General features: G+C 63.9%; 27 protein-coding genes. 8 read left to right on the top strand and 19 right to left on the bottom strand.

Going from position 1 to position 23,112, the window contains the following annotated elements; all coding sequences use genetic code 11:
- Nucleotides 1–22: 22 nt before the first annotated feature.
- Entirely contained in the window at nt 23–406 is a 384-nt protein-coding gene (locus AC3CBN_RS00240; protein WP_488634828.1) for an ArsR/SmtB family transcription factor, read from the bottom strand.
- A 114-nt stretch (nt 407–520) separates the two neighbouring features.
- On the opposite strand from AC3CBN_RS00240, the gene AC3CBN_RS00235 reads away from it, so the two are divergent.
- Both AC3CBN_RS00235 and AC3CBN_RS00230 read left to right on the top strand, forming a co-directional pair.
- Entirely contained in the window at nt 521–1,267 is a 747-nt protein-coding gene (locus tag AC3CBN_RS00235) for a glucose 1-dehydrogenase (RefSeq protein ID WP_488634827.1), read from the top strand.
- 174 nt (nt 1,268–1,441) lie between these two features.
- Nucleotides 1,442–1,789 carry a DUF302 domain-containing protein gene (locus AC3CBN_RS00230; protein ID WP_488634826.1) on the top strand — a complete coding sequence of 116 codons (348 nt, stop codon included), beginning with the start codon at nt 1,442–1,444 and terminating at the stop codon, nt 1,787–1,789.
- On the opposite strand, the gene AC3CBN_RS00225 is transcribed toward AC3CBN_RS00230, so the two are convergent.
- Both AC3CBN_RS00225 and AC3CBN_RS00220 read right to left on the bottom strand, forming a co-directional pair.
- On the bottom strand, nt 1,786–2,217 hold the full coding sequence (locus tag AC3CBN_RS00225; protein WP_488634825.1) for a GFA family protein: 432 nt from the start codon (nt 2,215–2,217) through the stop codon (nt 1,786–1,788). The genes AC3CBN_RS00230 and AC3CBN_RS00225 overlap by 4 nt on opposite strands.
- Nucleotides 2,218–2,272: 55 nt before the next feature.
- Nucleotides 2,273–3,298 (bottom strand): YeiH family protein, encoded by a 1,026-nt coding sequence (locus AC3CBN_RS00220; protein ID WP_488634824.1) that lies wholly within the window; start codon nt 3,296–3,298, stop codon nt 2,273–2,275.
- Between the two features lie 86 nt (nt 3,299–3,384).
- Between AC3CBN_RS00220 and AC3CBN_RS00215 the strand changes: the two genes are divergently transcribed.
- Nucleotides 3,385–4,275, top strand: a complete 891-nt coding sequence (locus AC3CBN_RS00215; protein WP_488634823.1) for a LysR family transcriptional regulator — start codon at nt 3,385–3,387, stop codon at nt 4,273–4,275.
- A 26-nt stretch (nt 4,276–4,301) separates the two neighbouring features.
- Here AC3CBN_RS00215 and ptsP read toward each other — a convergent pair whose 3' ends face one another.
- The 12 genes from ptsP to AC3CBN_RS00155 all read right to left on the bottom strand — a co-directional run bounded on the left by ptsP (nt 4,302) and on the right by AC3CBN_RS00155 (nt 14,571).
- Complete coding sequence (gene ptsP / locus AC3CBN_RS00210; protein ID WP_488634822.1) at nt 4,302–6,032, bottom strand: phosphoenolpyruvate--protein phosphotransferase; 1,731 nt, start codon at nt 6,030–6,032, stop codon at nt 4,302–4,304.
- A gap of 155 nt (nt 6,033–6,187) precedes the next feature.
- On the bottom strand, nt 6,188–6,457 hold the full coding sequence (locus AC3CBN_RS00205) for an HPr family phosphocarrier protein (protein ID WP_488634821.1): 270 nt from the start codon (nt 6,455–6,457) through the stop codon (nt 6,188–6,190).
- Nucleotides 6,450–6,842 carry a PTS sugar transporter subunit IIA gene (locus tag AC3CBN_RS00200; protein ID WP_488634820.1) on the bottom strand — a complete coding sequence of 131 codons (393 nt, stop codon included), beginning with the start codon at nt 6,840–6,842 and terminating at the stop codon, nt 6,450–6,452. Before AC3CBN_RS00200 ends, AC3CBN_RS00205 begins: the two co-directional genes overlap by 8 nt.
- 43 nt (nt 6,843–6,885) lie before the next feature.
- Complete coding sequence (gene rapZ, locus AC3CBN_RS00195; RefSeq protein WP_488634819.1) at nt 6,886–7,785, bottom strand: RNase adapter RapZ; 900 nt, start codon at nt 7,783–7,785, stop codon at nt 6,886–6,888.
- A 3-nt stretch (nt 7,786–7,788) separates the two neighbouring features.
- Nucleotides 7,789–8,691, bottom strand: coding sequence for an HPr(Ser) kinase/phosphatase (gene hprK, locus AC3CBN_RS00190; RefSeq protein WP_488636781.1), 903 nt, complete (start codon nt 8,689–8,691; stop codon nt 7,789–7,791).
- Between the two features lie 193 nt (nt 8,692–8,884).
- Nucleotides 8,885–9,208, bottom strand: coding sequence for a ribosome hibernation-promoting factor, HPF/YfiA family (gene hpf, locus AC3CBN_RS00185; protein WP_488634818.1), 324 nt, complete (start codon nt 9,206–9,208; stop codon nt 8,885–8,887).
- A gap of 282 nt (nt 9,209–9,490) precedes the next feature.
- On the bottom strand, nt 9,491–10,951 hold the full coding sequence (locus AC3CBN_RS00180) for an RNA polymerase factor sigma-54 (protein WP_488634817.1): 1,461 nt from the start codon (nt 10,949–10,951) through the stop codon (nt 9,491–9,493).
- A gap of 123 nt (nt 10,952–11,074) precedes the next feature.
- Nucleotides 11,075–11,794, bottom strand: a complete 720-nt coding sequence (gene lptB / locus AC3CBN_RS00175; protein ID WP_488634816.1) for an LPS export ABC transporter ATP-binding protein — start codon at nt 11,792–11,794, stop codon at nt 11,075–11,077.
- A 3-nt stretch (nt 11,795–11,797) separates the two neighbouring features.
- Nucleotides 11,798–12,373 carry a lipopolysaccharide transport periplasmic protein LptA gene (gene lptA / locus AC3CBN_RS00170; RefSeq protein WP_488634815.1) on the bottom strand — a complete coding sequence of 192 codons (576 nt, stop codon included), beginning with the start codon at nt 12,371–12,373 and terminating at the stop codon, nt 11,798–11,800.
- Entirely contained in the window at nt 12,330–12,932 is a 603-nt protein-coding gene (gene lptC, locus AC3CBN_RS00165) for an LPS export ABC transporter periplasmic protein LptC (RefSeq protein ID WP_488634814.1), read from the bottom strand. Before lptC ends, lptA begins: the two co-directional genes overlap by 44 nt.
- Nucleotides 12,929–13,483: a KdsC family phosphatase gene (locus AC3CBN_RS00160; RefSeq protein WP_488634813.1), complete on the bottom strand. Its 555-nt coding sequence runs from the start codon at nt 13,481–13,483 to the stop codon at nt 12,929–12,931. Before AC3CBN_RS00160 ends, lptC begins: the two co-directional genes overlap by 4 nt.
- An 80-nt stretch (nt 13,484–13,563) precedes the next feature.
- On the bottom strand, nt 13,564–14,571 hold the full coding sequence (locus tag AC3CBN_RS00155) for a KpsF/GutQ family sugar-phosphate isomerase (protein ID WP_488634812.1): 1,008 nt from the start codon (nt 14,569–14,571) through the stop codon (nt 13,564–13,566).
- A gap of 246 nt (nt 14,572–14,817) precedes the next feature.
- On the opposite strand from AC3CBN_RS00155, the gene AC3CBN_RS00150 reads away from it, so the two are divergent.
- The gene (locus AC3CBN_RS00150; RefSeq protein ID WP_488634811.1) at nt 14,818–15,057 is read left to right on the top strand and encodes a BolA family protein; all 240 of its coding nucleotides are present in this window, start codon (nt 14,818–14,820) and stop codon (nt 15,055–15,057) included.
- A 41-nt stretch (nt 15,058–15,098) separates the two neighbouring features.
- Nucleotides 15,099–16,358, top strand: coding sequence for a UDP-N-acetylglucosamine 1-carboxyvinyltransferase (murA, locus tag AC3CBN_RS00145; RefSeq protein ID WP_488634810.1), 1,260 nt, complete (start codon nt 15,099–15,101; stop codon nt 16,356–16,358).
- A gap of 180 nt (nt 16,359–16,538) precedes the next feature.
- Here murA and AC3CBN_RS00140 read toward each other — a convergent pair whose 3' ends face one another.
- The 3 genes from AC3CBN_RS00140 to purM are packed head-to-tail and all read right to left on the bottom strand — an operon-like array spanning nt 16,539 to nt 19,014.
- Complete coding sequence (locus tag AC3CBN_RS00140; RefSeq protein ID WP_488634809.1) at nt 16,539–17,255, bottom strand: DUF3108 domain-containing protein; 717 nt, start codon at nt 17,253–17,255, stop codon at nt 16,539–16,541.
- Nucleotides 17,256–17,311: 56 nt separating this feature from the next.
- The gene (gene purN, locus AC3CBN_RS00135; RefSeq protein WP_488634808.1) at nt 17,312–17,980 is read right to left on the bottom strand and encodes a phosphoribosylglycinamide formyltransferase; all 669 of its coding nucleotides are present in this window, start codon (nt 17,978–17,980) and stop codon (nt 17,312–17,314) included.
- A gap of 5 nt (nt 17,981–17,985) precedes the next feature.
- Nucleotides 17,986–19,014, bottom strand: coding sequence for a phosphoribosylformylglycinamidine cyclo-ligase (purM, locus tag AC3CBN_RS00130; protein ID WP_488634807.1), 1,029 nt, complete (start codon nt 19,012–19,014; stop codon nt 17,986–17,988).
- Between the two features lie 172 nt (nt 19,015–19,186).
- Between purM and AC3CBN_RS00125 the strand changes: the two genes are divergently transcribed.
- The 3 genes from AC3CBN_RS00125 to hda all read left to right on the top strand — a co-directional run bounded on the left by AC3CBN_RS00125 (nt 19,187) and on the right by hda (nt 22,153).
- Nucleotides 19,187–20,167 carry a DUF2066 domain-containing protein gene (locus AC3CBN_RS00125; protein ID WP_488634806.1) on the top strand — a complete coding sequence of 327 codons (981 nt, stop codon included), beginning with the start codon at nt 19,187–19,189 and terminating at the stop codon, nt 20,165–20,167.
- Nucleotides 20,168–20,267: 100 nt separating this feature from the next.
- Complete coding sequence (locus AC3CBN_RS00120) at nt 20,268–21,455, top strand: AI-2E family transporter (protein WP_488634805.1); 1,188 nt, start codon at nt 20,268–20,270, stop codon at nt 21,453–21,455.
- Nucleotides 21,452–22,153, top strand: a complete 702-nt coding sequence (gene hda / locus AC3CBN_RS00115) for a DnaA regulatory inactivator Hda (RefSeq protein ID WP_488634804.1) — start codon at nt 21,452–21,454, stop codon at nt 22,151–22,153. The genes AC3CBN_RS00120 and hda overlap by 4 nt, the downstream gene beginning before the upstream one ends.
- Nucleotides 22,154–22,212: 59 nt before the next feature.
- Here hda and AC3CBN_RS00110 read toward each other — a convergent pair whose 3' ends face one another.
- Nucleotides 22,213–23,016: an inositol monophosphatase family protein gene (locus AC3CBN_RS00110; RefSeq protein ID WP_488634803.1), complete on the bottom strand. Its 804-nt coding sequence runs from the start codon at nt 23,014–23,016 to the stop codon at nt 22,213–22,215.
- Nucleotides 23,017–23,112: the final 96 nt, after the last annotated feature.

Here is a 23,112-nt window from a genome sequence, read left to right as displayed (position 1 = left end):
CTTACCAAACGGTAAGGGTGGATCAGCGTGCCTTCGCTTTCTTGGCGGCCGGCTTGCGCTTGGCCGCCGGTTTCCGCTCATCGGACTGAATGCTGTGCGCTTGCAAGATCGCCGGCAGCAAACCGGGGAAGCGCTGCTGGATTTCTTCGCAACGCGACGTGTTGAGCACTTCCACGCCGCGGCGCTCACTGCGGATCAGGCCAGCTTCGCGCAGGGCGCGAAAGTGCTGGGACAGGGTCGACTTCGGGATGCAACGGTCGTCCAACTGCAGAAACGTTGAGCAGGTGTTGGCGCGCTCCGAGCATGCCAGTTGCGCATAGATCGTGGCTCGCACGGGGTCGGACAATGCGTGGAGGATGCCTTCCACGGTGATGTCGTCGATCGATGGGTGGGTCAGGGGGCGCATACTGTCATTTTAGCAGCTCTTGAAAACTAGTTCATAAGTTCGTATGTTATGAACTATGGGAATTAAGAACTCCCAGGCTCCCCACTCCCCATCAATTTCTTAACAGGACCCGTCATGAGCAAGCTCAAAGGTAAAGTGGCCGTTGTTACCGGCGCATCCAAGGGCATTGGCGCCGCCATCGCCAAGTCGCTGGCCGCCGAAGGTGCTTCGGTTGTCGTGAATTACGCTTCCAGCAAGGCCGGCGCCGACGCCGTGGTCGACGCGATCAGCAAGGCCGGCGGCAAGGCCGTGGCCGTGGGTGGCGACGTGTCCAAAGCGGCCGACGCCAAGGCCATCGTCGATGCGGCGGTCAAGCATTTCGGTCGTCTGGACATCCTGGTGAACAACTCCGGCGTGTATGAGTTCGGCGCGCTTGATGACATCACCGAGGAACACTTCCACAAGCAGTTCAACGTGAACGTGCTTGGTCTGTTGTTGACGACGCAGGCCGCTGCGAAGCACCTCGGCGAGGGCGGCAGCATCATCAACATCGGCTCGTTGGTCACCCGCATCGTGCCCGAAACAAGTGCCGTCTATACCGGCACCAAGGGAGCGGTGGATGCCATCACCGGCGTGCTGTCGCGTGAGCTGGGTCCGCGCAAGATCCGCGTCAACGCGGTGAACCCCGGCATGGTGGAAACCGAAGGCACACATTCGGCTGGCTTCATCGGTTCGGACTTCCACGCACACGCGATCTCACAGACGCCGCTTGGCCGCATCGGCCAGCCGGACGACATTGCCTCGATCGTCACCTTCCTGGCCTCGGACGATTCGTACTGGCTCACCGGTGAGCGTTTGTTTGCCGGCGGTGGTGTGCGCTGATCGATAGCGTTCAATCAACGCACCCCGGCGTTGTCCGGGGTGCGTTGGTGCATGCACAGGTTTGACGGCGACCGGCGGAGCATGTGCGCACCTTTCGTTGCGAGCATCACGGAGTGCGCCATGTCGAGCCCTGCTGCAACCAATGGAGTGATCCGACTCAGGTCCGCGTCCAGCGTGTCTGAAACCATCGAAAAGCTCGCACATGCGCTCGACGCTCACGGCATCCCCATTTTCGCCCGCATCGACTTCAGCGGCGATGCACAGCGCGCGGGTTTAACGTTGCGCCCCGAGCAGATGCTGATCTTTGGCAACCCGAAAGCGGGCACGCTACTGCTACAGGTGGAGCCGATGGCTGGCCTGGATCTGCCGCTAAAAGCGCTGGTGTGGGAAGACGAGCAGGGCGTTACGTGGATTGCGTGCAATGCGCCGGACTATATCGTCCACCGGTATGGGCTTCCGGCGGCTATGGGCGACAACCTTGCGGGTCCTTTGGCGATACTGCAGCAGCTCGGCGCGAGCTAAGCGCTACCTTCGATCAGCTCGACCCGGGAAATCCAGTTCCGCTGCCGGCGGGCCAGTCGTAGCTCCGCATCCTCGCCTTCGAAACTGGCCGAGCCGTGACGAAGCATGGCGGGGTCGATGCCTTCCAGCGCATGCACGCTGACCACGGCATACAGGTGTCCTTCGATCAGACTGGTCACCAACGGCACCACGCCACAGCGGGCGCAAACGTGGAAGTCCGCGGTACGGGTGCCGAAGGCATAACGGGAAACCAGCGAGGCATCCCCGACAACTACCTTGAGACTGCCGTTGGGATTGGACGTCCAAACGCCGCCGTGCTTGATGCAGAAGGAGCAGTCGCAGGCGCGCGCGGGAATCTCGCTGGGGTCAGGCTCCCACGTCAGCGAGAAGGCGATATTGCCGCAGTGGCATTTGCCGTGAATCAGCACGCAGGTACCCGACGTCGATTGATCAGTTCGCTTGAAGAGTAATCGATCGAGCTGCTTACAGCTGCCCGATTGCCACCTGCACCAGCAAGCTGCTCACCGATACCGCTGCCCATACGCCCAGTCCCAGCAGGATCGGTCGTGCACCGGTGGAGGCCATCTTGCGCAGGTTGGCCGAAAGGCCGATGGCGGTGAGCGCCACGATGATCAGGAATTCTGCCGCGAAGTGCAGCGCTGGCTGGATGGCTGCCGGCACCAGGCCCGCCGTGCGCACCGCCGAAGCCACCAGGAACCACAGGATGAACCAGGGAAAGATGCGGCGCAGGCTGAAATCGCTGGCGCCCTGCTTCTTCTGCTTCCACGCGGTGACGAGGGCCAGCACCAGGCAGATCGGAATGATCAGCGTGGCTCGCGTGAGCTTCACGATGGTCGCGTAGTCACCGGCCTCCTTGCTGAAGCTGTAGCCCGCTGCCACCACCGACGATGTGTCGTTGATCGCGGTGCCAGCCCACAGACCAAAACCCAGGTCCGACAGATGCAGCGCATGGCCGAGCAACGGGAATAGCAGCACTGCCACCAGGTTGAACAGGAAGATGGTGGATATCGCAAACGCGGTGTCGTGCTCGTCGGGCTTGATGATCGGCGTGACCGCCGCAATCGCCGAACCACCACAGATAGCGGTACCCACGCCAATCAGGATCTTCAGCTTGTCGTGCACCTTCAATGCACGGCCCAGCAGCCACGCGGTGAGGAAGGCGACCGTCATGGTGACGAGAGTCACTGACAGTGATTCCATGCCGGTCTTGGCCACCTGGTTGAGGCTGAGGCCAAAGCCCAGCGCGATGATCGACCATTGCAACACCTGCTTGCCGGCGAACTGGATGCCGGGTGTGTAGGTGCCGCTTGGCGATACGGTGTTGCGCACCAATATGCCGAGCACGATGCCGAACACAGGCCCCCCGATCAGCGGCGCGACCCGGCCCAGCCCCCATGCGAGAAGGGCGATGACCACCGACAGCAGCAAGCCGGGGAGGCGCTGGTAGACACTGGGCGTGGCGATAACGGTGCTGGTGGTGGCGTTCAAGACGATCTCCTGCGATGGCGAAATTGTCCGCCTCCCAGATAATCAATAAAATTTTGAATTATTGATTCATGTAATAAGATCTGCTGATGATCAATATCAGCCCACGCCAGCTCGAGGTGTTCGTGCAGATCGCCCGCCTGGGCAGCGTGCGGGCCGCCGCAGAGGTGCTGCATCTCACCCAACCCGCCGCGAGCATGGCGCTCGCCGAAATGGAGCGGCAGCTGGACGCCCCGGTGTTCGCTCGCGAACGGGGCAGGCTGAGGCTCAACACGCGCGGCCGGGAATTGTTGCCCTTGGCGCAGGAGTTGCTGGAGCGTTATGCCGAATTCGGACGTGTCGGCAGTGGCGACACGCATGAACTCGGCGGCGAATTGCGCGTAGGTGCCAGCAACACAGTGGGCAATTACCGCGTGGGAGAGCTGCTCGGGGATTTCGTTCGTGAGCATCCTCACGTATCGGTACGCTTGCGGGTTTCCAATACCGCGGAGATCGTCGCCGCCATGCTCGATCACGCGCTGGAACTGGGCTGCGTGGAAGGGCCGGTGGCTCATCCGTCCCTAGAGGTGCGTCCCTGGCGTGATGACGCACTGGTGGTGTGCGCGCCGCCGGATCATCCGCTGGCGCGCAAGCGTCGCCTGCAACCGGACGATTTCGCCGGTGCGCGCTGGGTTCTGCGCGAACCGGGTTCGGCCACGCGCAGTCTGAGCGAACGTGCGCTATCCAGTCTGCCGCCGGGCGAGACGGTGCTGGAGCTGGATCAGGCCGAGGCAATCAAGCAGGCCGTCATTGCCGGTCTGGGCATTGCATGCATGCCCGAAGTGGCGGTGATCGATGCGGTCGCGGCCGGGCGTCTGAAGGTTCTCAAGACCCCGTTCCTCGACCTGCAGCGCAAACTGTCGCTGCTACTTCATCGACAGCGCTATCGCGGCGCACTGATCGAGGCATTCCTGGCGGGTACCGAAGGGCGCCGGGGCTGACGCTGCGCTCCGGCAGGTTGCTTGGGTCAGCCGGCGACGGTGGCCAGCAACGCCTCGGCTTCCTCATGCGTGCGTGCGCGCAGGATGCGCGACGCATGCGCTCGAAGCAGGGAGTGATCGAGCGTGGCGATACGGTCGCGGACATGCAGCAGTTGGCTGGGATGCATGCTGAATTCGCACAGGCCCAATGCGAGTAGCAGGGCGGTGAAGTTGGTGTCGCCACCGATCTCGCCACACAAACTCACGGGCTTCTTTGCGCGGCGGCCTTCCGCAATCACGTAGGAGACCAGCCGCAGCAGCGCGGGCTGCAGCGGGTTGTAGATATTGTCCAGCGCATCGTTGCCGCGATCGGCCGCCAGCACGTATTGCGCAAGGTCATTCGTGCCGATGGCCAGGAAATCGGCGTGATCCAGTAGCGCACGCACATTGATGGCCGCGGCGGGCACTTCGACCATCGCACCCAGCGCCAGCTTTTCCGGCAGGTCGATGTTCTCGCGCTTCAACTCCTGCCGTGCCAGCTTGAACAGCGTGCGTACGGCGATCAGCTCGTCTGGCTGCGTCACCATGGGCACCAGCACGCGCACCGGCCCGTAGCAGGCGGCGCGCAGAATGGCGCGGATCTGCGTGCTGAATACCGCCGGGTAACGCAGCGACAAGCGCACGCCACGCACACCCAACGCGGGGTTGTCCTCACCGCGCAGCACCAGGCCAGCAGCGTCGGCCTTGTCGGCGCCAAGGTCCAGCGTGCGGATGGTGACCGGCAGGCCGCCCATGCCGAGCACCAGGTCGCGGTAGGCGATGAACTGCTCGTCCTCGGTGGGCAGGCCCTTTTGGCGCAGGAACAGGAATTCGGTGCGGTACAGGCCCACGCCGTCGGCGCCGCGCAGGCGCGCCATGGCGATATCGGCCGGCATTTCGGCGTTGGCCAGCAGGCGGATATCGACGCCGTCGATGGTGCGCGTAGGTGCGTTGGCCAGCGTGGCCAGTCGCCGACCTTCTTGCGCCGCTTCGCGCTGCCAGGCGCGGTAGCGCGCCAGATCCTGCGCAGTGGGATGCACCACGGCCTCACCGCGCTCTGCATCGAGCAGGATCAAGTCGTCGTCATGGATGGTCGACAGCGCATCGCGCGCGCCTACCAGCATGGGTAGGTCCAGACTGCGCGCCAGGATCGCGCTGTGCGAATAGGCACTGCCCGAGCTGGCGACCACGCCGAGCAAACCGGCACCCGCAAGGTGCGCCATGTCGGCGGGCGCGATGGTGTCGGCAATCAGGATCTCACCCACACGCGCGGCGAGCTTGCGTTCCTCGCGACTGGTCTGGCGTTGCAGCGCGGAAATCACCCGGCCGATGACCTGATCCACGTCCTCCTTGCGCGAGCGCAGGTAGGGATCATCCATGGCCTCGAACACCGCGGCGAGGCGATCGCGCTGTTTCTTCAGCGCGGCGCCGGGACGGTAGTGGCCAATGCGCACCAGGTCGTCCAGGCCGCGCAACAATTCGGGGTCGTCCAGCAGCAGGCTGTGCGCGTCAATGAACTCGTTGACCTCACGCGCCAGCGCGCCATGCAGTTTGCCACGCAGTTCGCGCAGTTCCTGCCTGGCTGTTTCCAGTGCGCGATGCAGTCGTGCCAACTCGACATCCACCTCGTCTTCATTGAGCGGACGGGTATCGACCAGATAGCGGCTGGGCTGCACCAGGCGTGCACGGCCAAGGGCCATGCCTTTCGCTGCCGTGGTGCCTGCCAGTATCTGTCTCATGCATACCTTCCCTGGTGGGGCGACGACTCGGGTCGCAGTGGGTGCAGGCATCCGGCCAGCGCACCGAATACCTTCATGGAAAGATCGCACGACGCAGCCCACCGGGCCGTGAATACGGCCTCAAGATGAGGTGCGTGGGCGAAGACTTTTCCCACTCAGGCTCCTTCGTCGAACTTGCGATCGAACAGCGCCACCACGGCGTTGATGGCGGACTGCTCGTCCGGGCCTTCTGCACGGACGATCAGCGGTGTACCGATGCCAGCGGCCAGCATCATGACGCCCATGATGCTTTGCGCGTTGACTTCACGCCCCTTGCTCACCAGCCACACTGTGGATTTGAAACCCTGTACCAGTTGCACCAGCTTGGCTGAGGCACGGGCATGCAGGCCTAGTTTGTTGGAAACCACGACTTCTTGTTCAAGCATGATCGATGAAGATTCCCCCGCGTCCACCGCTGGCGGCGATTTCCGCCAGTTCGTCCAAAGGTTTTTCCGAATAGTTGAGCACGCGCAGCAGCATCGGGAGATTGAGTCCCGACACGCAGCGCAAACGCACTCCCAGCGCGCCCAGCGACAGCCCGATGTTGCAGGGCGTAGCGCCGTAAAGATCAGCAAGCACCAGCACGCCGTCGCCCTGGTCGAGCTCTCGCGCATGTTTGGCTGTGAGCGTGCGCATCACGTCCGGGTCCGCATGTGGAGGCACTTCCGTCGCCTCCACGCGCAACGGCAACTTGGGCAGCACATGATGGGCGGCCGAAATCAGCGCCTGGCCGACCGCCTCGTGCGTCATCAACAGCACACCGACGCTCATGACGGCGTGCCAGTCCGGTTCGTTCTCATGGACAGCATGGCAATCACTCGAGTTCTCGATGGAAGGTGAGCACGCCGCTACGTAGCGCGCGGTAATGGGCCGCCAGTTTTTCCACCAGGTAGACCGAACGATGGCGGCCGCCGGTGCAGCCGATGGAAATAGTCACGTAACTGCGGTCGTCTGCTTCGAAGCGCGGCAGCCAGGTATCCAGCCAGCGCGCAGTATCGTTGAAGTACTCGGTGACTATCGGTTGCTCGTCCAGATAGTCGCGCACCAGCGCATCCTTGCCCGAAAGCGGGCGCAGCTTGGGTTCCCAGTGCGGATTGGGCAGGCAGCGCGCGTCGAACACGAAGTCGGCGTCCAGCGGCAGGCCGCGGCGGAACGCGAACGACTGGAACATCAGGGTCAGCCCTTCGGTGGCCTCGGCATAGCCGGTAGCGATGAGGCGGCGCAGCTGATGCACATTCATGTCGCTTGAGTCGATCACCTTGTCGGCGATCGCCGAAAGCGGGCGCAGCAAGCGGCGTTCCTCGGCAATCGCATCGGCCAGCGACACCCTGCGAGCCGACAGGGGATGGCGGCGACGCGTTTCCGAATAGCGCTTGATCAGCACGTCGTCGCGGCAGTCGATGAAGATCAGGTGCGCATGCACACCCGCCGCTGCCAACTCGGACAACATGGCTGGCATGCGCTGCAGATCCTCGCCGGGATTGCGCACGTCCACGCCGACGGCCACGTTGCGGCGCTTGCCCGCCGTGTCGCGACTCACCGCAGCCACCAATTGCGGCAGCAGCGCGGTGGGCAGGTTGTCGACGCAGTAGAACTCCAGATCCTCCAGCGCCCGCAGGGCCACGGTTTTGCCGCCACCGGACATGCCAGTAAGCACGATCAGGTGGATGGCGTCAGGGTGTCGGATGGTATCGGCGGGTGTCGTCTCACTCATGGTTCACCACGGAGGCAGCCGGCGCATCTGATGCGCCTGGCGATCGATGAAGGTTTGGGCCGGATCAATGCCCTTGCTCTTGAGTACATGGTTGCGCACTGCCGCTTCCACCAGCACGGCGAGGTTGCGGCCGGGCGCCACGGGAATGGTGATCATCGGCACCTGCACTTCGAAGATCTCACGATGGCCGATGTCGCCGGTGAGGCGGGTCAGCCCATCGGTGTCCTCGCCCTCGCGCAGCGGCTTCAGATGCACTACCAGGCGAAGGTATTTGGACGGCTTGACTGCCGTGTGGCCAAACATCTCGCGCACATTGAGCACGCCCAGGCCGCGCACTTCCAGCAAGTCCTGCAATAGTTCCGGGCAGGTTCCGTCGATCACGTCCGGTGCGATCAAGGTGAATTCGGTGGCGTCGTCGGCGACCAATCGGTGGCCGCGGCTGATCAGTTCGAGCGCCAACTCGCTCTTGCCTGAGCCGGATTCACCGGTGATCAGCACGCCGATGGAGAACACCTCCAGAAACACACCGTGCAGTGTGATTTTGGGTGCGAGCATCCGCGCCAGGTAGTACTGCATCCAGGTCAGCAGCTCGTGGCCGCGCTTGGAGCTGATCCACAATGGCGTGTTGGTTTCCTCCGCCACCTCGCGCAGGTCGGTGGGGATGGCCTGATCCTTGGTCACGATGATGGCCACCGGCTGATAGGCGGCGATCTTGTTGATCACTTCCCAGCGCTGGCGCGAATCCAGGCTGTCGAGGAAGTTCAGCTCCTCGGTACCGATGATCTGGATCTTGTTGGGGTAGATGACGTTGAGATAGCCGATCAACGACGGGCGGCGCGTGGTGGTTGCGGCCTGTTCGAGCACGCGTGACTCGCCGCGCATACCGGAAACCCAGCGCAGCGCCATGCGCTCGTGGACACCATCGTAGAGTTGTCGGGCGGTCAGCCGGTCCAAACCATTTCCTTTGCGCCGCAGGATGTGGCCCGCATGGCCCCGGGCGGCTACATCGACATTGTGCCAGTTCGCACTGGCCGGCGCCTTGGATGGAGGCTTTGGGGGATACGGCCCGCCCCGGATGGGGGCGGGCCGGGGCAGCAGCCTAGCCGTATTGACGCTCTTCGCGCACGGCGCGCTGGTGCTTGTCGCAGATCTTCTCGCGGTGTTTGCGCAGCTGGGTCACCAGCTTGTCGAACAGAACGTCGATGGAGACGTACATGTCGCTCTCGAGGGCCTCGGCATGCAGGGAGGAGCCGGACACGTTGAGTGTCCCTTCGGCGCGCTGCTGCAGCTTGTTGACCGAAAGCACGATGCTGAGGCTGAGGATTTTTTCATCGAGGCGGGTGAGGCGGTCGAGCCGGCTATTCACGTGATCTCGAAGAGCCTGGGTGAGTTCAATCTGCTGACCGCTGAGCTGAACTTGCATGTTGCGCCTCCTCTGGTACTCGCCGCTGGCGCGGCTGGATGCGATGCGCCGGTCGCTTATGTCGTGGCCGACACATCTTCAAAAGCCCGGGATTGTTCCGATAGGTTTTCCTGCCTCCTCACCAAGTCGGGATAGTCACTATGCACCTCTGTCGTCAGGTTCGCGTTATGAAAGTCTTCACGCCGTGGACATGACAGCTTTCCCTGCGGATGCACTCACTCCAGATAATGGAGACGGCTTTTTCGCCGCCAAGTTCCCGGAGGCGGTTTGTCACGGACACCATCAGCTAGCGCGCTGACGCTCGCTGGAGCTGGGAATGCGCAAGGCTTCGCGGTATTTGGCCACGGTGCGTCGGGCAACCTGAATGCCCTTGCGATGCAATTCCTCCGCGATGGCCTGGTCGGACAGCGGCTTGCGTGAGTCCTCGGCATCCACCAGCTTGCGCAGCATGGCCTGGATGGCAGTAGCCGAGGCGCTGCCACCGTCTTCGGTGGACACGCCGCTGGAGAAGAAATGCTTGAGTTCGAACGTGCCGCGCGGCGTATGGATGTATTTGCGCGTGGTCACGCGGGAAATGGTGGACTCGTGCATGCCAACTTCCTCGGCCACCTCACGCAGCACCAGCGGGTGCATGGCTTCGGGGCCGTAATCGAGGAAGGCGCTCTGCCGGCGCACGATGGCCTCGGCCACCTTGAGCAGCGTTTCCGCACGCGATTCAAGGCTCTTGATCAACCAGCGCGCTTCCTGCAGCTGGCCGCGCATCCAGCTGGCGTCGGTTCCGCGCGCCTGGGCGATCAAACCGCAGTAATGCTGATTAAGCCCGAGCCGCGGCTGGCAGTCTGGGTTGAGGCTAACGCGCCAACGTCCGACATCCTTGCGCGCGTAGACGTCGGGCGCTACGTATTCGACGGGCGTCACATCCAGCGCCGCGCCGGGGCGCGGGTCGAGGCTGCGGATGAGTACGGCGGCCGCGGCGGTATCGTCCTCGCTGGCGCGCAGTTTGCGTGCGAGGCGGGCGATGTCGTTGCGGGCCAGCAATTCCAGTTCGCCGTCGACGATACGCATTGCCAGCTCGCGCTGCGGCAGTTCGGGATCGAACTGCTCGAGTTGCACGTGCAGGCAGTCGCGAAGGTCCAGGCTGGCCACGCCGGTCGGGTCGAAGCGCTGCAGCATGCGACGCACATGCTCCATTTCGGCGGCACTGGCCTTGATGCCAGACGGAAGCGCGCCGATGAGCGATTCCACGCTTTCGGTGAGGTAGCCATCGGGATTGAGCGCATCGATCAGCACCGAGGCGATGGTGTGATCGCGAGGGCTCATGTGGGTGAGGTTGAGCTGCCACAGCAGGTGTTCCTGCAGGGTTTCCGGCGCCGCGCTCTGTGGCTCGAAGCCGTCTTCGTCGCTATTGCTGCCGTTGCGCGAAGATCCGCTGCTACCGGAAAAATCGATCGGATCCTCGCCGCCACCATCGCTGTCACTCCACTCGGGAGCTTCGGCATCGTCCACGGTATCCGTGGTGGTGTTGGCGGTACTGGCGGGCGGCGGTTCGATCTCGTCGCGATCGTCGCTTTCGACGTTCTCCGGATTGTCCTCGGAAAACTCAAGCAGCGGATTGCTTTCTGCGATCTGGCGCAGTTCCGCTTCCAGCTCCAGCTGAGACAGCTGCAGGAGGCGGATAGCCTGCTGCAGCTGTGGGGTCAGCGTTAGCTGCTGATTTAGGCGAAACTGCAGTCCGGGTTTCATGCCAGAAGTGTCGGATGAACTCGAAGTCATCCTAACGCGTGGTCGGAAGGTCGGCCATAGGTCAAAGGCCGAATCGCGTACTACCTCCGGTTTATCGCTGTAGCCCGTCTGTTACAGGCGGAACTACAGCCGGAATTCGCGACCCAGGTAGACTTCGCGCACCTTTTCGTCGGCAAGAATGTGCGCTGGCGTGCCGCGCGACAGCACTTCGCCGTCGTTGAGGATGTAAGCACGGTCGCAGATGCCCAGCGTCTCGCGCACGTTGTGGTCGGTAATGAGCACGCCGATGCCGCGCTCCTTGAGATGGCGCACGATGCGCTGGATCTCGCCCACCGAGATCGGATCCACGCCGGCGAACGGTTCGTCCAGCAGCATGTAGCGCGGGTGGGCGGCCAGCGCGCGGGCGATTTCCACGCGGCGACGCTCGCCACCGGAAAGGCTGATGCCCTTCTGGTCGGCGATATGCGCGATCTTCAGCTCGTCCAGCAGGCTTTCCAGTTCGTTGGTGCGGCGCTTTTCGTCCCAGCCTTCGCGCAGTTCGAGCACAGCCATGATGTTGTCGGCCACGCTAAGCCGGCGAAACACCGAGGCCTCCTGCGGCAGATAGCCGATGCCGAGCTTGGCGCGCTGGTGCATGGGCAGGCCGGTGATGTCCTGCTTGTCCAGCTTGATGACGCCAGCGTCGGCCTCGATCAGGCCCACCACCATGTAGAAACAGGTAGTTTTGCCGGCACCGTTGGGACCGAGCAGGCCGACCACTTCGCCTTCGCGGATGGAGAAGGCGAAGTCGCGCACGACTTTGCGCGCCTTGAAACTCTTTTGCAGACCTTCAGCAGACAGCATCGATCAATGGCCCTCGGCCGGCTTGGCCGGCTGCGGCGCGGGTGTAACCGGCTTGGGCTTGGGCAGGAACATGCCGTGCACCACCCCTTCGCCACCGCTCTCGCCGGTGATCAGGCTGGTATTGGTGTTGTAGGTGAGCTTGTCGCCATGGAACTCGCCGCGGCCCTGCTGCGTCACCGAGGCATTGGTGGTAAGCACGGCAATGCCATTGATGTTGTCGTAGTCGAGCGTCGCCGCGTCGCCCTGCATCAGGTTGTTGTTGTCGTCCAGCTGCTGGATGTGTGCCGGATTGCCGGTGACAACCACGCGCGCGATCTGGGTGTCGGCGTCCAGGTGCACCTTGGCCACGTCGCCGGTGACCTTGAGCGTACCCTGGGTCAGCACCACGCTGCCTTTCAGCGTGCTGATGGTGTTGGGTGCGTTGTAGGCATCGGTGGACTTCGCCTGGAAATTCATCGGCTGGCTGCGATCGTCCTGCTTGGCGAGCGCCGGCTGCAGGAGGAGCAGACCAAGGCAGAGCAGGCCGAGGGAAAGCTTAGGACTTGCGTTTGCGCGGCGGGAACGAGCCGTGGCTTTCATCGAGCAGCTCCAGGTGATTGGTATTGAGGTTGGCACGCATGCCAACCCCGCTCATTGTACTGTCGCCCTGCACCATCTGCGCCGGAGCGGCCGTTTCCATGCGGTTCTCCTTGGGCCAGGCGGTGACGTCGGAAGTGTGTATCTGGGCCGCCGGATTTTCGGCAAAAGCAACGCGATGCATGTACACCGGCCCCTGCAGTTTCAACAGGGCACCGCTCTTGTCCACCCAGGCGTACAGCGAGTCGCCCAGCCAGGGCGGCGCGCCCGGCTGACTGGAGGGCAGCTCGAACTTGGGCGTGTTGATGTACAGCGATTCGTCGTTCTCGCGGCGCTCAAGGTGCGGCGCAACCATGTTGAAGCTGGGCAGGCCATCCACGCCATACGACCACAGTCTGAAATTGGTGAGCGTATAGCCAGAGCGTGGTGGGCCGACGAAGTCGCTGACCTTCGGCGTGGGTGCCAGCCACATGTACAGCACCTGGACCGCACCGGTGGCCAGGCCAATCAGGACGATGGCCACCAGGAGACCCCGGTCGCGCAGATAGGCGCGCAAGCTCACTGCCAGCGCTCCCGCTCTGCGGCGGTCTTGCCCTGGGCGTGCAGGATCATGTCGCAGATTTCGCGGGCAGCGCCCATGCCACCGGTGCGGCGGGTTTGCCAGTGCGACTGCTCGACCACCCACGGGTGGGCATTACCCACAGCCACCGCGAGGCCGGCGATGCGCATAGGAGGCAGGTCGGGCAGGTCGTCGCCGACGAAGGCCGCCTGATCGGGCGTCAGAGCCAGCGCCTCCAGCAGTTGCTCCAGACAAGCGCGTTTGTCGCTCTGCCCCTGATAGACATGGGCGATATCCAACTCCTCCGCGCGCAGGGCCACCGGATGGCTGATGCGCGCCGAGATGATGGCCACCTGCACGCCATTGGCCATCAGGCGTTTCAGGCCCAGGCCGTCGTGCACGTGGAACACCTTGGTCTCGTGGCCATCTTCGCCGTACCACAGTCGGCCATCGGTGAGCGTGCCGTCCACGTCGAACACGACGAGTCGGACTTTGGCGGCACGGGCGAGTACGTCAGCGGGGATGTCAGCCAGATACATGGGCGAGGTCGGCATTGGGGCGGGAGGGCGATACCGTCAAACGCCGGGCGGGCCGGACGGTGGACGCAGTCAGAGGGAACAGCCGAGCGCGCAAATCACACCACACGGGCGCGGAGCAGATCGTGAATGTTCAGAGCACCCACCACTTGCTGCTCGTCGTTGACCACCAGCAGGGCATGGATCTGGTGCTTCTCCATCAGCTGTGCGGCCTCGATGGCCAGCTTGTCCGCGCTGATGGTCTTGGGGCCGCGCGTCATCAACTCAGCCACGGTGGCGCCACGCAAGTCCACGTCGTCGTCCAGCGCGCGGCGCAGGTCGCCGTCAGTGAATACGCCGAGCAGGCGCCTGTTCGAATCGATCACCGCAGTCATGCCCAGGTGCTTGCGGGTCATTTCCATCAGTGCCTGGGTCAGCGAAGCGTTCGGCGGCACGGCCGGGATGCCTTCGCCGGTGTGCATCACGTCGCTGATGTGGAGCAGCAGGCGACGGCCCAGACTGCCCGCCGGATGTGAGCGGGCGAAATCTTCCGAGGTGAAGCCACGGGCCTCGAGCAGGGCGATGGCCAACGCATCGCCCATCACCAGCGCTGCCGTGGTGCTTGCCGTGGGGGCCAGCCCCAGCGGGCAGGCCTCGGCGGCGATGCTCGCATCCAGGTGGACGTCGGCCTGGTCGGCCAGCGACGAATTGGCGTTGCCGGTAATGGCGATCAGCGGAATGCCCTGTCGCTTGATCACCGGCAAGATGAACAGCACTTCGTCTGTTTCGCCCGAGTTGGACAACGCCAGCACCACGTCCTGCGGCAGGATCATCCCCAAGTCACCATGGCTGGCCTCGCCAGGGTGGACGAAGAACGCTGGAGTACCGGTGGAAGCCAGTGTGGCGGCGATCTTCCGGGCAACATGGCCGGACTTGCCCATGCCCGTGACCACCACGCGCCCTGCGCAGCCCATGATCAGCCGGCAGGCCTCGACGAATTCCGGCCCGACCCGAGGCTCAAGTGCGCGGATGGCTGCCGCCTCGGTGGCGATCACGGTGCGCGCGCTTTGCACGATGGCATCGGCGTTGATCGCATTCTGGCTGGTGGTGGCGGCGTGGGCGTTCATGCGTCCTCGGGGTTTGGTGCCGGAAATTCGTTATGACCCTGAACGGCCATGGCGGGGGTGAATGTTCCGTCAAATCATGTGGTTGGGTGATTGCTCGGGGCCGGGCGCGGGTGCTGGCGGCTACACGTGTCGTTTCTGCGACAGAGGTTTTCCATTAACATGGCATATTCGCATTTTAACGTCATAGTCGGCGCCATTGGGCTTTCAGTCCGCGGCGTTGACCCAACCCCTGCATGTGGAAAAACCATGGACGCTGCCACCATCCAGGCAATGATCGAACAAGGCCTGCCCGGTGCGCACGCGGCCGTAAGTGGTGATGACGGTGTGCACTTCGAGGCTGAAGTGGTGGCCGAACAGTTCGCCGGCAAGCTGCCGTTGGCACGTCATCGCCTGGTTTACGCCACGCTGGGGGATCTCATGGGCGGTGCGATCCACGCGCTTGCCCTGAAAACCCTCACTCCGCAGGAGGCCGTCGCGCGCCGTTGAGGGCTGCGCGACGACTCCCACGCACTATCCAAGGACTTTTGATGGCCAAGATCCTCATCAGCGGCGGTGAGCCGCTTCATGGCGAGGTAGGCATTTCGGGCGCCAAGAACGCCGTGCTGCCGATCCTCGCTTCCTGCCTGCTGGCCGACGAGCCAGTGGCAATCAGCAACGTGCCGCACCTGCACGACGTCACCACCTTCATCGAGCTGCTCGGTCAGATGGGCACGCAGCTGGTGCTGGACGACCGCATGAAGATGCACATCGACCCGCGCTCCACGGACAAGTATTTCGCGCCCTACGACCTGGTGCGCACCATGCGCGCCTCGATCCTGGTGCTGGGCCCTCTGGTAGCGCGCTTTGGCGAGGCGGAAGTATCGCTCCCGGGCGGCTGCGCGATCGGCTCGCGTCCGGTCGACCAGCACATCCGGGGCCTGCAGGCGCTGGGCGCCGAGGTGGTCGTGGAAAACGGCTACATCAAGGCCAAGGCCAAGCGCCTCAAGGGCGCCCGTATCGTGATGGACATGGTTACCGTTACCGGTACCGAGAACATCATGATGGCCGCTGCGCTGGCCCAGGGCACCACGGTCATCGAGAACGCAGCGCAGGAGCCGGAAGTGGTCGACCTGGCGCACTGCCTGATCGCCATGGGCGCGCAGATCGAGGGCGTCGGCACGTCCACGCTGGTCATTCATGGGGTGGAGCGACTGCACGGTGCCGAATACGAAGTGCTGCCGGATCGCATCGAAACCGGCACCTTCCTGGTGGGTGCGGCGATGACCGGTGGCAAGGTGCGCGCCCGCAACGCACGCGCCGATACCCTCGACGCGGTGCTGTCCAAGCTGGAAGACGCTGGCGCCCAGATTTCCACCGGCCCCGACTGGATCGAGCTGGACATGCGTGGCCGTCGTCCCAAGGCGGTGAACATCACCACGGCACCGTACCCGGCGTTTCCCACCGACATGCAGGCGCAGTTCACCGCGCTCAACTGCGTGGCCGAGGGCGTGGGCGTGATCACCGAGACGGTGTTCGAGAACCGCTTCATGCACGCGCTGGAATTGCAGCGCCTGGGTGCGGATATCCGTCTGGAAGGCAATACGGCCATCATCAAGGGCGTGGAAAAGATGAGTGGCGCGCCGATCATGGCAACCGACCTGCGCGCTTCGGCCTGTCTGGTGCTGGCAGGCCTGGTGGCCGAGGGCGACACCATCGTCGATCGCGTGTATCACATCGACCGCGGCTACGAGAACATCGAGGAAAAGCTCGGCGTGCTGGGTGCGAAGATCCGTCGCCTGCCGTCCTGAAGTTCGCTTTTCGCTAGATGAAAAAGGCCGCGTCAGCGGCCTTTTTCATATCTGCGAACTAGGTGGGTTGCCGTCATCCCAGCGAATGCTGGGATCCAGCGCCTTCCAGTTTTTGCCTGGCGCCTTAAAGGCACGGGATCCCAGCATTCGCTGGGATGACGAGCAAAAGCCAGCGGTTCCTCAGCGCCCCTGAAAGCTCACCAACTCCAACGTGAGATTGCCGCCGTCGCTCTGCGCCAGCTTCACCGGCACCGGATATTTCTGCGGCGCATACCAGGCGCTGAAGCTCTTGTTGTCGTCGCTGCGCTCCACACGCTCGGCCTGGAAACTGCCGGCGGGCACTTTGACTGCTTCCTTGCCGGAAACCTTGAACGTCTGTGTTTCCACGTTGCGCTTGACGGCGACAGGCAGCGCCACGCTCTGCTTGCCCGCACGCAGCGCCAAGCCAATGGCAAAGGGGGCTGTGTTGCGGTCCACCAGGCCGGGCACGCTCGCGTAGTTCATGGGCCCCTTGCCCTCATCCACGGTGACCTGATTGGTGCTCCAGTTCACCGCGGTATGGCGCTGCTTGCTCTTGATTGCGGCGTCCATGCGGTAGTCATAGCTGACCGTTTCCGGCGCGTCGTTGTTCCAGCGAAAGCGCGTTGTTTCGGTAGAGTTCGCGCCGAGCGCGGCAGCCAGGCCCGAGGTGCCTTTAGTCTGATTGCTGTACTCCCACTGGCCGTTGCCAGCGGATTTCAGCGTGACCACCGCCTCGCCAATGGCCTGGCCGCCTTGCGACACCTGATAGGTCGCAGTGAACGGCGTGGGCGCGGCGCCCGTGGCGGCGGCAGTGGCGGTGGCGACGGCCAGCACCAGGCCGGCGGCGAATGTGCGGGGGGTGATGGGTGTGGTCATAAGGTCCGCAGTCTACGTGTCCATCCTGAACGACTTGTAGAGAGGCGGTGCGGACGTCAGTCAACCAATTTGCCGTCACGAAGTTGCAGCGGCGCGTGCCGCGGTTGGTCATCCAGTTCGATGCGATCGGGCGGCAGCAAGGCTAGCCGGCCTTCCGCAATCAGTCCCAGCACGGCGGGCAGCAGTTGGTGTTCGAAAGCGAGCAGGCGTTGTGCGAGCTGCTGCTCGTCGTTGCCCGGCAAGATATTGATGCGCGCCTGTGCGATCACCGGGCCGCCGTCCAGTTCCGCTGTCACATAGTGCACGCTGGCACCGTGCTCGGAGTCGCCTGCTTCCAGCGCGCGCCGATGCGTGTGCAGACCGCGGTATTTAGGTAGCAGGGAAGGGTGGATGTTGATCATCCGTCCCACCCATGGCTTGAGTGCGTCCCCGTCGATGATGCGCATGAAGCCGGCCAGCACCAGCACGTCGGCCCCGCTGGCATCGAGGCGACGGAACAGTTCGAAGTCGAAGTCGCGACGACTGGCAAAGGCCTTGGGGTCGAGCGTGCAAGTGGGGACTCCGGCGTCCTTTGCGAGCTGCAGCGCGCCGGCTTTCGCCTTGTCGCTGCCCACCAATACAAAGTCGACCGGCAACTCGCCGGCGTCACGCGCAGCGAGCAGTGCCTGCAGATTGCTGCCACGCCCGGATGCGAGCACGGCGACACGAAGACGCGGCAAAGTCACGAGACTTAGCCGATGTGCACGCGCTCGTCGCCCTGGGCGGGCACGATCTCGCCAATCACCGAACTGGCCAGGCCATGCTTCTGGAGTAGGGCGCTGGCGGTGGCGACGGCATCGCGCGGCAGGATGATGGTGAAACCCACACCGCAGTTGAAGGTGCGCCACATTTCCTCGCGCGCCACGTTCCCTTCGCGCATCAGCCAGTCGAATACCGGCGGAAGCACGATGGCGGAAGCGTCCAGCGCAATGCCGAGGCCGTCGGGCACCACACGGATGATGTTTTCCTTGAGACCGCCACCCGTGATGTGCGCCATGCCATGCACCGGCTGGTTCTTCAGCAGATCCAGCATCGGCTTTACGTAGATGGTGGTCGGCGCCATCAGTGCGTCGGCCAGCGTCACGCCGCCCAGGTCCAGTTCCAGCGGGCTGCCGGCGCGTTCGACGATCTTGCGGATCAGCGAGTAGCCATTGGAGTGCGGGCCCGAAGAGGCCACGCCCAGGATCACGTCGCCGGCCACGATGCCTTCGCCGCTGAGCAACTGGGACTTTTCCACCGCGCCGACAGTGAAGCCAGCCAGGTCGTACTCGCCGGGCGGATACATGTCCGGCATCTCGGCGGTTTCGCCGCCGATCAGCGCGCAACCAGCCAGCTCGCAACCCTTGGCAATGCCGCCGACGACCGCGACCGTGGTATCCACGTCCAGCTTGCCGGTGGCAAAGTAATCGAGGAAGAACAGCGGTTCGGCACCCTGCACCAGCACGTCGTTGACGCACATGCCGACCAGATCGATGCCGATGGTGTCATGGCGGCCCAGCTGTTGGGCGAGCTTGAGCTTGGTGCCCACGCCGTCCGTGCCGGAGACCAGCACCGGCTCCTTGAATCGCCCGGAAAGGTCGAACAGGCCGCCAAAACCGCCCAGGCCACCCATCACTTCGGGGCGGAACGTGCGCTTGACCAGCGGCTTGATGCGTTCGACCACGGCATTGCCAGCGTCGATATCGACACCAGCGGCGCGGTAGGTGAGGGCGTCGGACATGGGGGCAACCCGGCGTGGAGAAACGCCAAAGTGTAGCAGTGAAGGCCGACGCCTGCCTCAGTCATCGACGGGCATGGGCCGCGGGCGAGGCGCGGAACCGGGACTTCTTCGATGGACGCTGCCGACTGGATTGGGCAGACTTCCGACGTTTCCCTACGGATATCGCTTTCCCATGCGCCTGTCCCGCCTGCTGCTCGTCTGTTTCATGCTGGGGCTCGCCCCGCTGCTGTCCGTGCACGCGCAGGGACAAGTCTCGCCGTTCACCGTGGTGGTGTCGGTGGCCGACACCAGCGATGTGGCCCGCAACGCCGCCTTTGGCGATGCGCTTGCCCAAGTGCTGGCTCGCACTTCCGGCGGGCAGGATCTGAGCACCAAACCGGGCTACCCCGATGCGCTCAAGGGCGCGGCTGGCATCGTGCAGCAGTACCAGTACCAGCGCGCCGCCACCGGCATGAGTTTGCAGGTCACTTTCGATCAGGCGGCGGTGCAGCGCACCGTGGCCCAGTTGGGTGTGTCCAGCGCGGGGCCGAAACCGCCCGTGTTGCTGGTGGTGCGTGACGAAGACGGCAGCGTGCTGACCCGCGACGCATTGGCAGCATTGACCCAGGCGGTAGCGGCTCGCGGCTACAGCACGATACTGGCCGACCCGGCCAAGACTGGCGACACGCCGAATCTGGCCAGCGCCGAGCCCGACCAGCTGGCCGGTTTGGCCCGCCAATACAAGACCGGCCTGATCCTGCTGGGTCAATTGCATGGCGGCAGCGCCGACTGGGTACTGGTGTCCGGCGGTCCGCAACAGCGCTGGAACAACAATGGCGCCAATGCTGCGGCCGTCCTCACCGACGCCGGCAATGGCCTGGCCGATCGCCTGGGCAAGCAGCTGAACGTGATCGGCTCGACCACAGTGGACGGCAAACTGTGGGTTTCCCAGATCAACTCCGCCGCGGATTACGCCAACCTGCTGGCCACGTTGCGTGCGGACCCGTCAGTGCGCCAGGTGACCACGCTCAGCGCGCAGGGCGATGGCATGTTGTTTGCGGTGAAGGTCAGCCTGCCGATCGACACGCTCTCGGCCAACCTCGCCGCAGGCGGGCGTTTGCTGCGCGGGGACGCGCATAACGACGCGGATGCGAGCCTGCGCTGGGTTCACTGAGCCGGCTCAAGGCTATTGCGGAGCAACGAAGCGGCCACCGCCGATGCGCTGGCGATGCCTTTGCGCATACGTCACACTGCCCAATTCCACTCGATGAGCCATGTCGATGACTCATGACATTTCCCGACGCTGGCAGATGTTCGCGATCACCGCGGCCATCATCTATGTGCTCTGGCTGCTGGCGCCCGTGCTAATGCCGTTCGCCTTCGCTGCGATGCTGGCTTATCTGGGTGATCCGCTGGCTGACCGCCTTGAGCGGCTCGGCATGGGGCGTACGCTGGCAGTGAGCATCGTGTTCATCGTGCTGCTGTTGTTCACGGTGGGCGCCTTGCTGCTGCTCATTCCGCTGATTTCTCGGCAGATCAACAATCTGGTGCAGAACTTGCCGCATTACGTGGACTGGGCACGCAACGCGGCGCTGCCGTGGGTGCAAGCCAAGTTGCACCTGGACCCCAATGCGTTCGACACCGACCGGTTGGTGGAACAGATCAAATCGCACATCGGTTCGATTGGCGACGCCGCCTCCACCGTGCTGGGCAAGATTTCCCGTTCCAGCATCGGTGTCGTGATGTGGATGACCAACCTCGTGCTCATTCCGGTGGTGGCGTTCTATCTGCTGCGCGACTGGGACCGCCTGGTGGCGTGGATCGACGGCATCTTGCCGCGCTCCGTGGAGCCCACCGTCCGCCATCTGGCGCATGAGGCTGACAGCGTGTTGGGCGCATTCGTGCGCGGCCAACTCGCGGTCATGTTTGCGCTGGGCATCTTCTATGGCGCGGCGTTGACGATCATGGGGCTGTCGGTCGGCCCGCTGATCGGCATGGTCGCCGGCCTTCTCAGCTTCGTGCCTTATCTCGGTTTTATCGTCGGCTTTGGTTCGGCACTGATCGCTGCGCTGGTGCAGTACGGCGACTGGAACCACGTGCTTATCGTGGTGGGCATCTTCACGGCGGGCCAGTTGCTGGAAGGCTATGTGCTGGTGCCGCGTCTGGTGGGCGAGAAGATTGGCCTGCATCCGGTGGCGGTGATTTTCGCGGTGCTGGCCGGCGGTTACCTGTTTGGTTTCCTCGGCGTGCTGCTGGCGTTGCCGGCGGCTTCGGTGATCTTGGTGCTGCTGCGCTACCTCACTGAGCGTTATCGCCAGAGTGACCTGTATACGGAGGCGGGCGGCGGCGATCCGGTGCTCACCGAAGTGGACGTGATCATCGATACGGCGCAGGGCACGGTAGAAACCCATACGGTCGTCGGTCGCCGCGACGACAACAAGGAAGCAGTACCTCCACCATGATCCCGCAGTTGCCGCTTGCCCTGCGCTGGCCGCGTCGCCAGCGCTTCGAACACTTTCATCCGGGTGCCAATGCCGCCACGCTCGCTGCGGTGGAGCTGCTGGCGCGTGAACCCGGCGCGCCATGGCTCTACCTGGCTGGCCCGGCCGGCAGTGGCAAGAGTCATCTGTTGATGGCTGCCTGCCAGGCGGCCATCCAGAGCGGTCGCACCGTGCAGTACTTGCCGCTGGCGAGTCTCGGCGACAAGGCCGCCGCCATCCGCGGCGTGGCCGGCAGCGAATTCCTTGCGCTGGACGATCTCGGTGCGATGGCCGGTGATCGCGAGGCCGAGCATGCGTTGTTTGATGTCTATAACCGTGCCAGGGCGGAGGGTGCGGCGTTGCTATTCGCCGCTGAGGCGCTGCCTTCGCTACTGGGTCTGAACCTGCCCGACCTGCGTTCGCGTCTGGGTGCCTGTCAGCAGGCGCTGCTCAAGCCGCTGGACGACGCCGAACGTCGGGCCGTGCTGCGCCAGCAGGCGGCTGAGCGAGGCATTGAGCTCGACGACACCGTGCTCGATTGGCTATTTGCGCGTTACGCCCGCGATTTGGGAGCTTTGCTAGATCTGCTCGATCGTCTCGACCAGGCTTCTCTGGCAGCGCAGCGACGTATCACGGTGCCGTTCCTGCGCGGGTTCCTGCGGGATGTCTCAGCGGGCTGAGAGGGCGGATAAAAAAAGGCGCCGAGGGCGCCTTTTTTTCGTGGCTTGTGGCTTGACGCTCAGGCCATCAACAGACGCGGGGTGGCATTGGCACCGATGGCATCGACCATCGCCTGCACCACATGCAGGTTCCCGGCGACGATGTTGCCGCTCTCCGGGATGCCGTCGCGCCCGGCGAAGTCGCAATAGCGGCCACCGGCCTCGCGCACCAGCAGTACGCCGGCAGCCATGTCCCACGGCTTGAGGCCGATCTCGAAGTAACCGTCGTAACGGCCGGCAGCGGTGTAGGCCAGATCCAGCGCGGCTGAGCCGGAGCGGCGGATGTCTTCGGCCTGGCCGAGGATGGCGCGGGTGATGTCCATCTGCGGCTGCAGGTGCGAACGCTGGCGGTAGGGGAAGCCGGTGGCGATCATCGCGCCGCCCAGGTCTTCGCGCTTGCTGACGCGCATGCGGCGGTCGTTGACGTAGGCGCCATCGCCTTTGCTGGCGGTGAATAGCTCGTCGCGCAGCGGGTCGAATACCACCGCGTACACCGGCTCACCCTTGTCCAGCAGGGCAATGGATACGCAGAAGTGCGGGATGCCGCGCAGGTAATTGTGGGTGCCATCCAGCGGGTCGATCACCCAGACCAGCGGACCTTTGCCCGTGGCGCCACTTTCCTCAGCGAGGAAGGCATGCGTGGGGTAGGCGCGTCGAAGCTCCTTGATGATTTCCGCTTCGGCAAGCTTGTCGACTTCCGAGGCGAAGTCCATGCGCTGCTTCTCGACGATGTTGAGTCCGTCGATGCGGTTCATGTAGCGCAGGATGATGTTTCCTGCGGAGCGCGCGGCGCGCACCGCGACATTGACGGCGGGTCTTGGCATGGCTTCGGCTTTCAAAAGAACGGGGTTTCGGCCGGGAAGTTTAGCAGAGACGCCGCCGTTGTTCAGGCCGGTCCCCCAAGGCGGGTTTGACAGGGA

Source organism: Dyella sp. OK584 (genome assembly GCF_057787755.1).
This window is presented reverse-complemented; position numbering and strand designations above follow the sequence as displayed.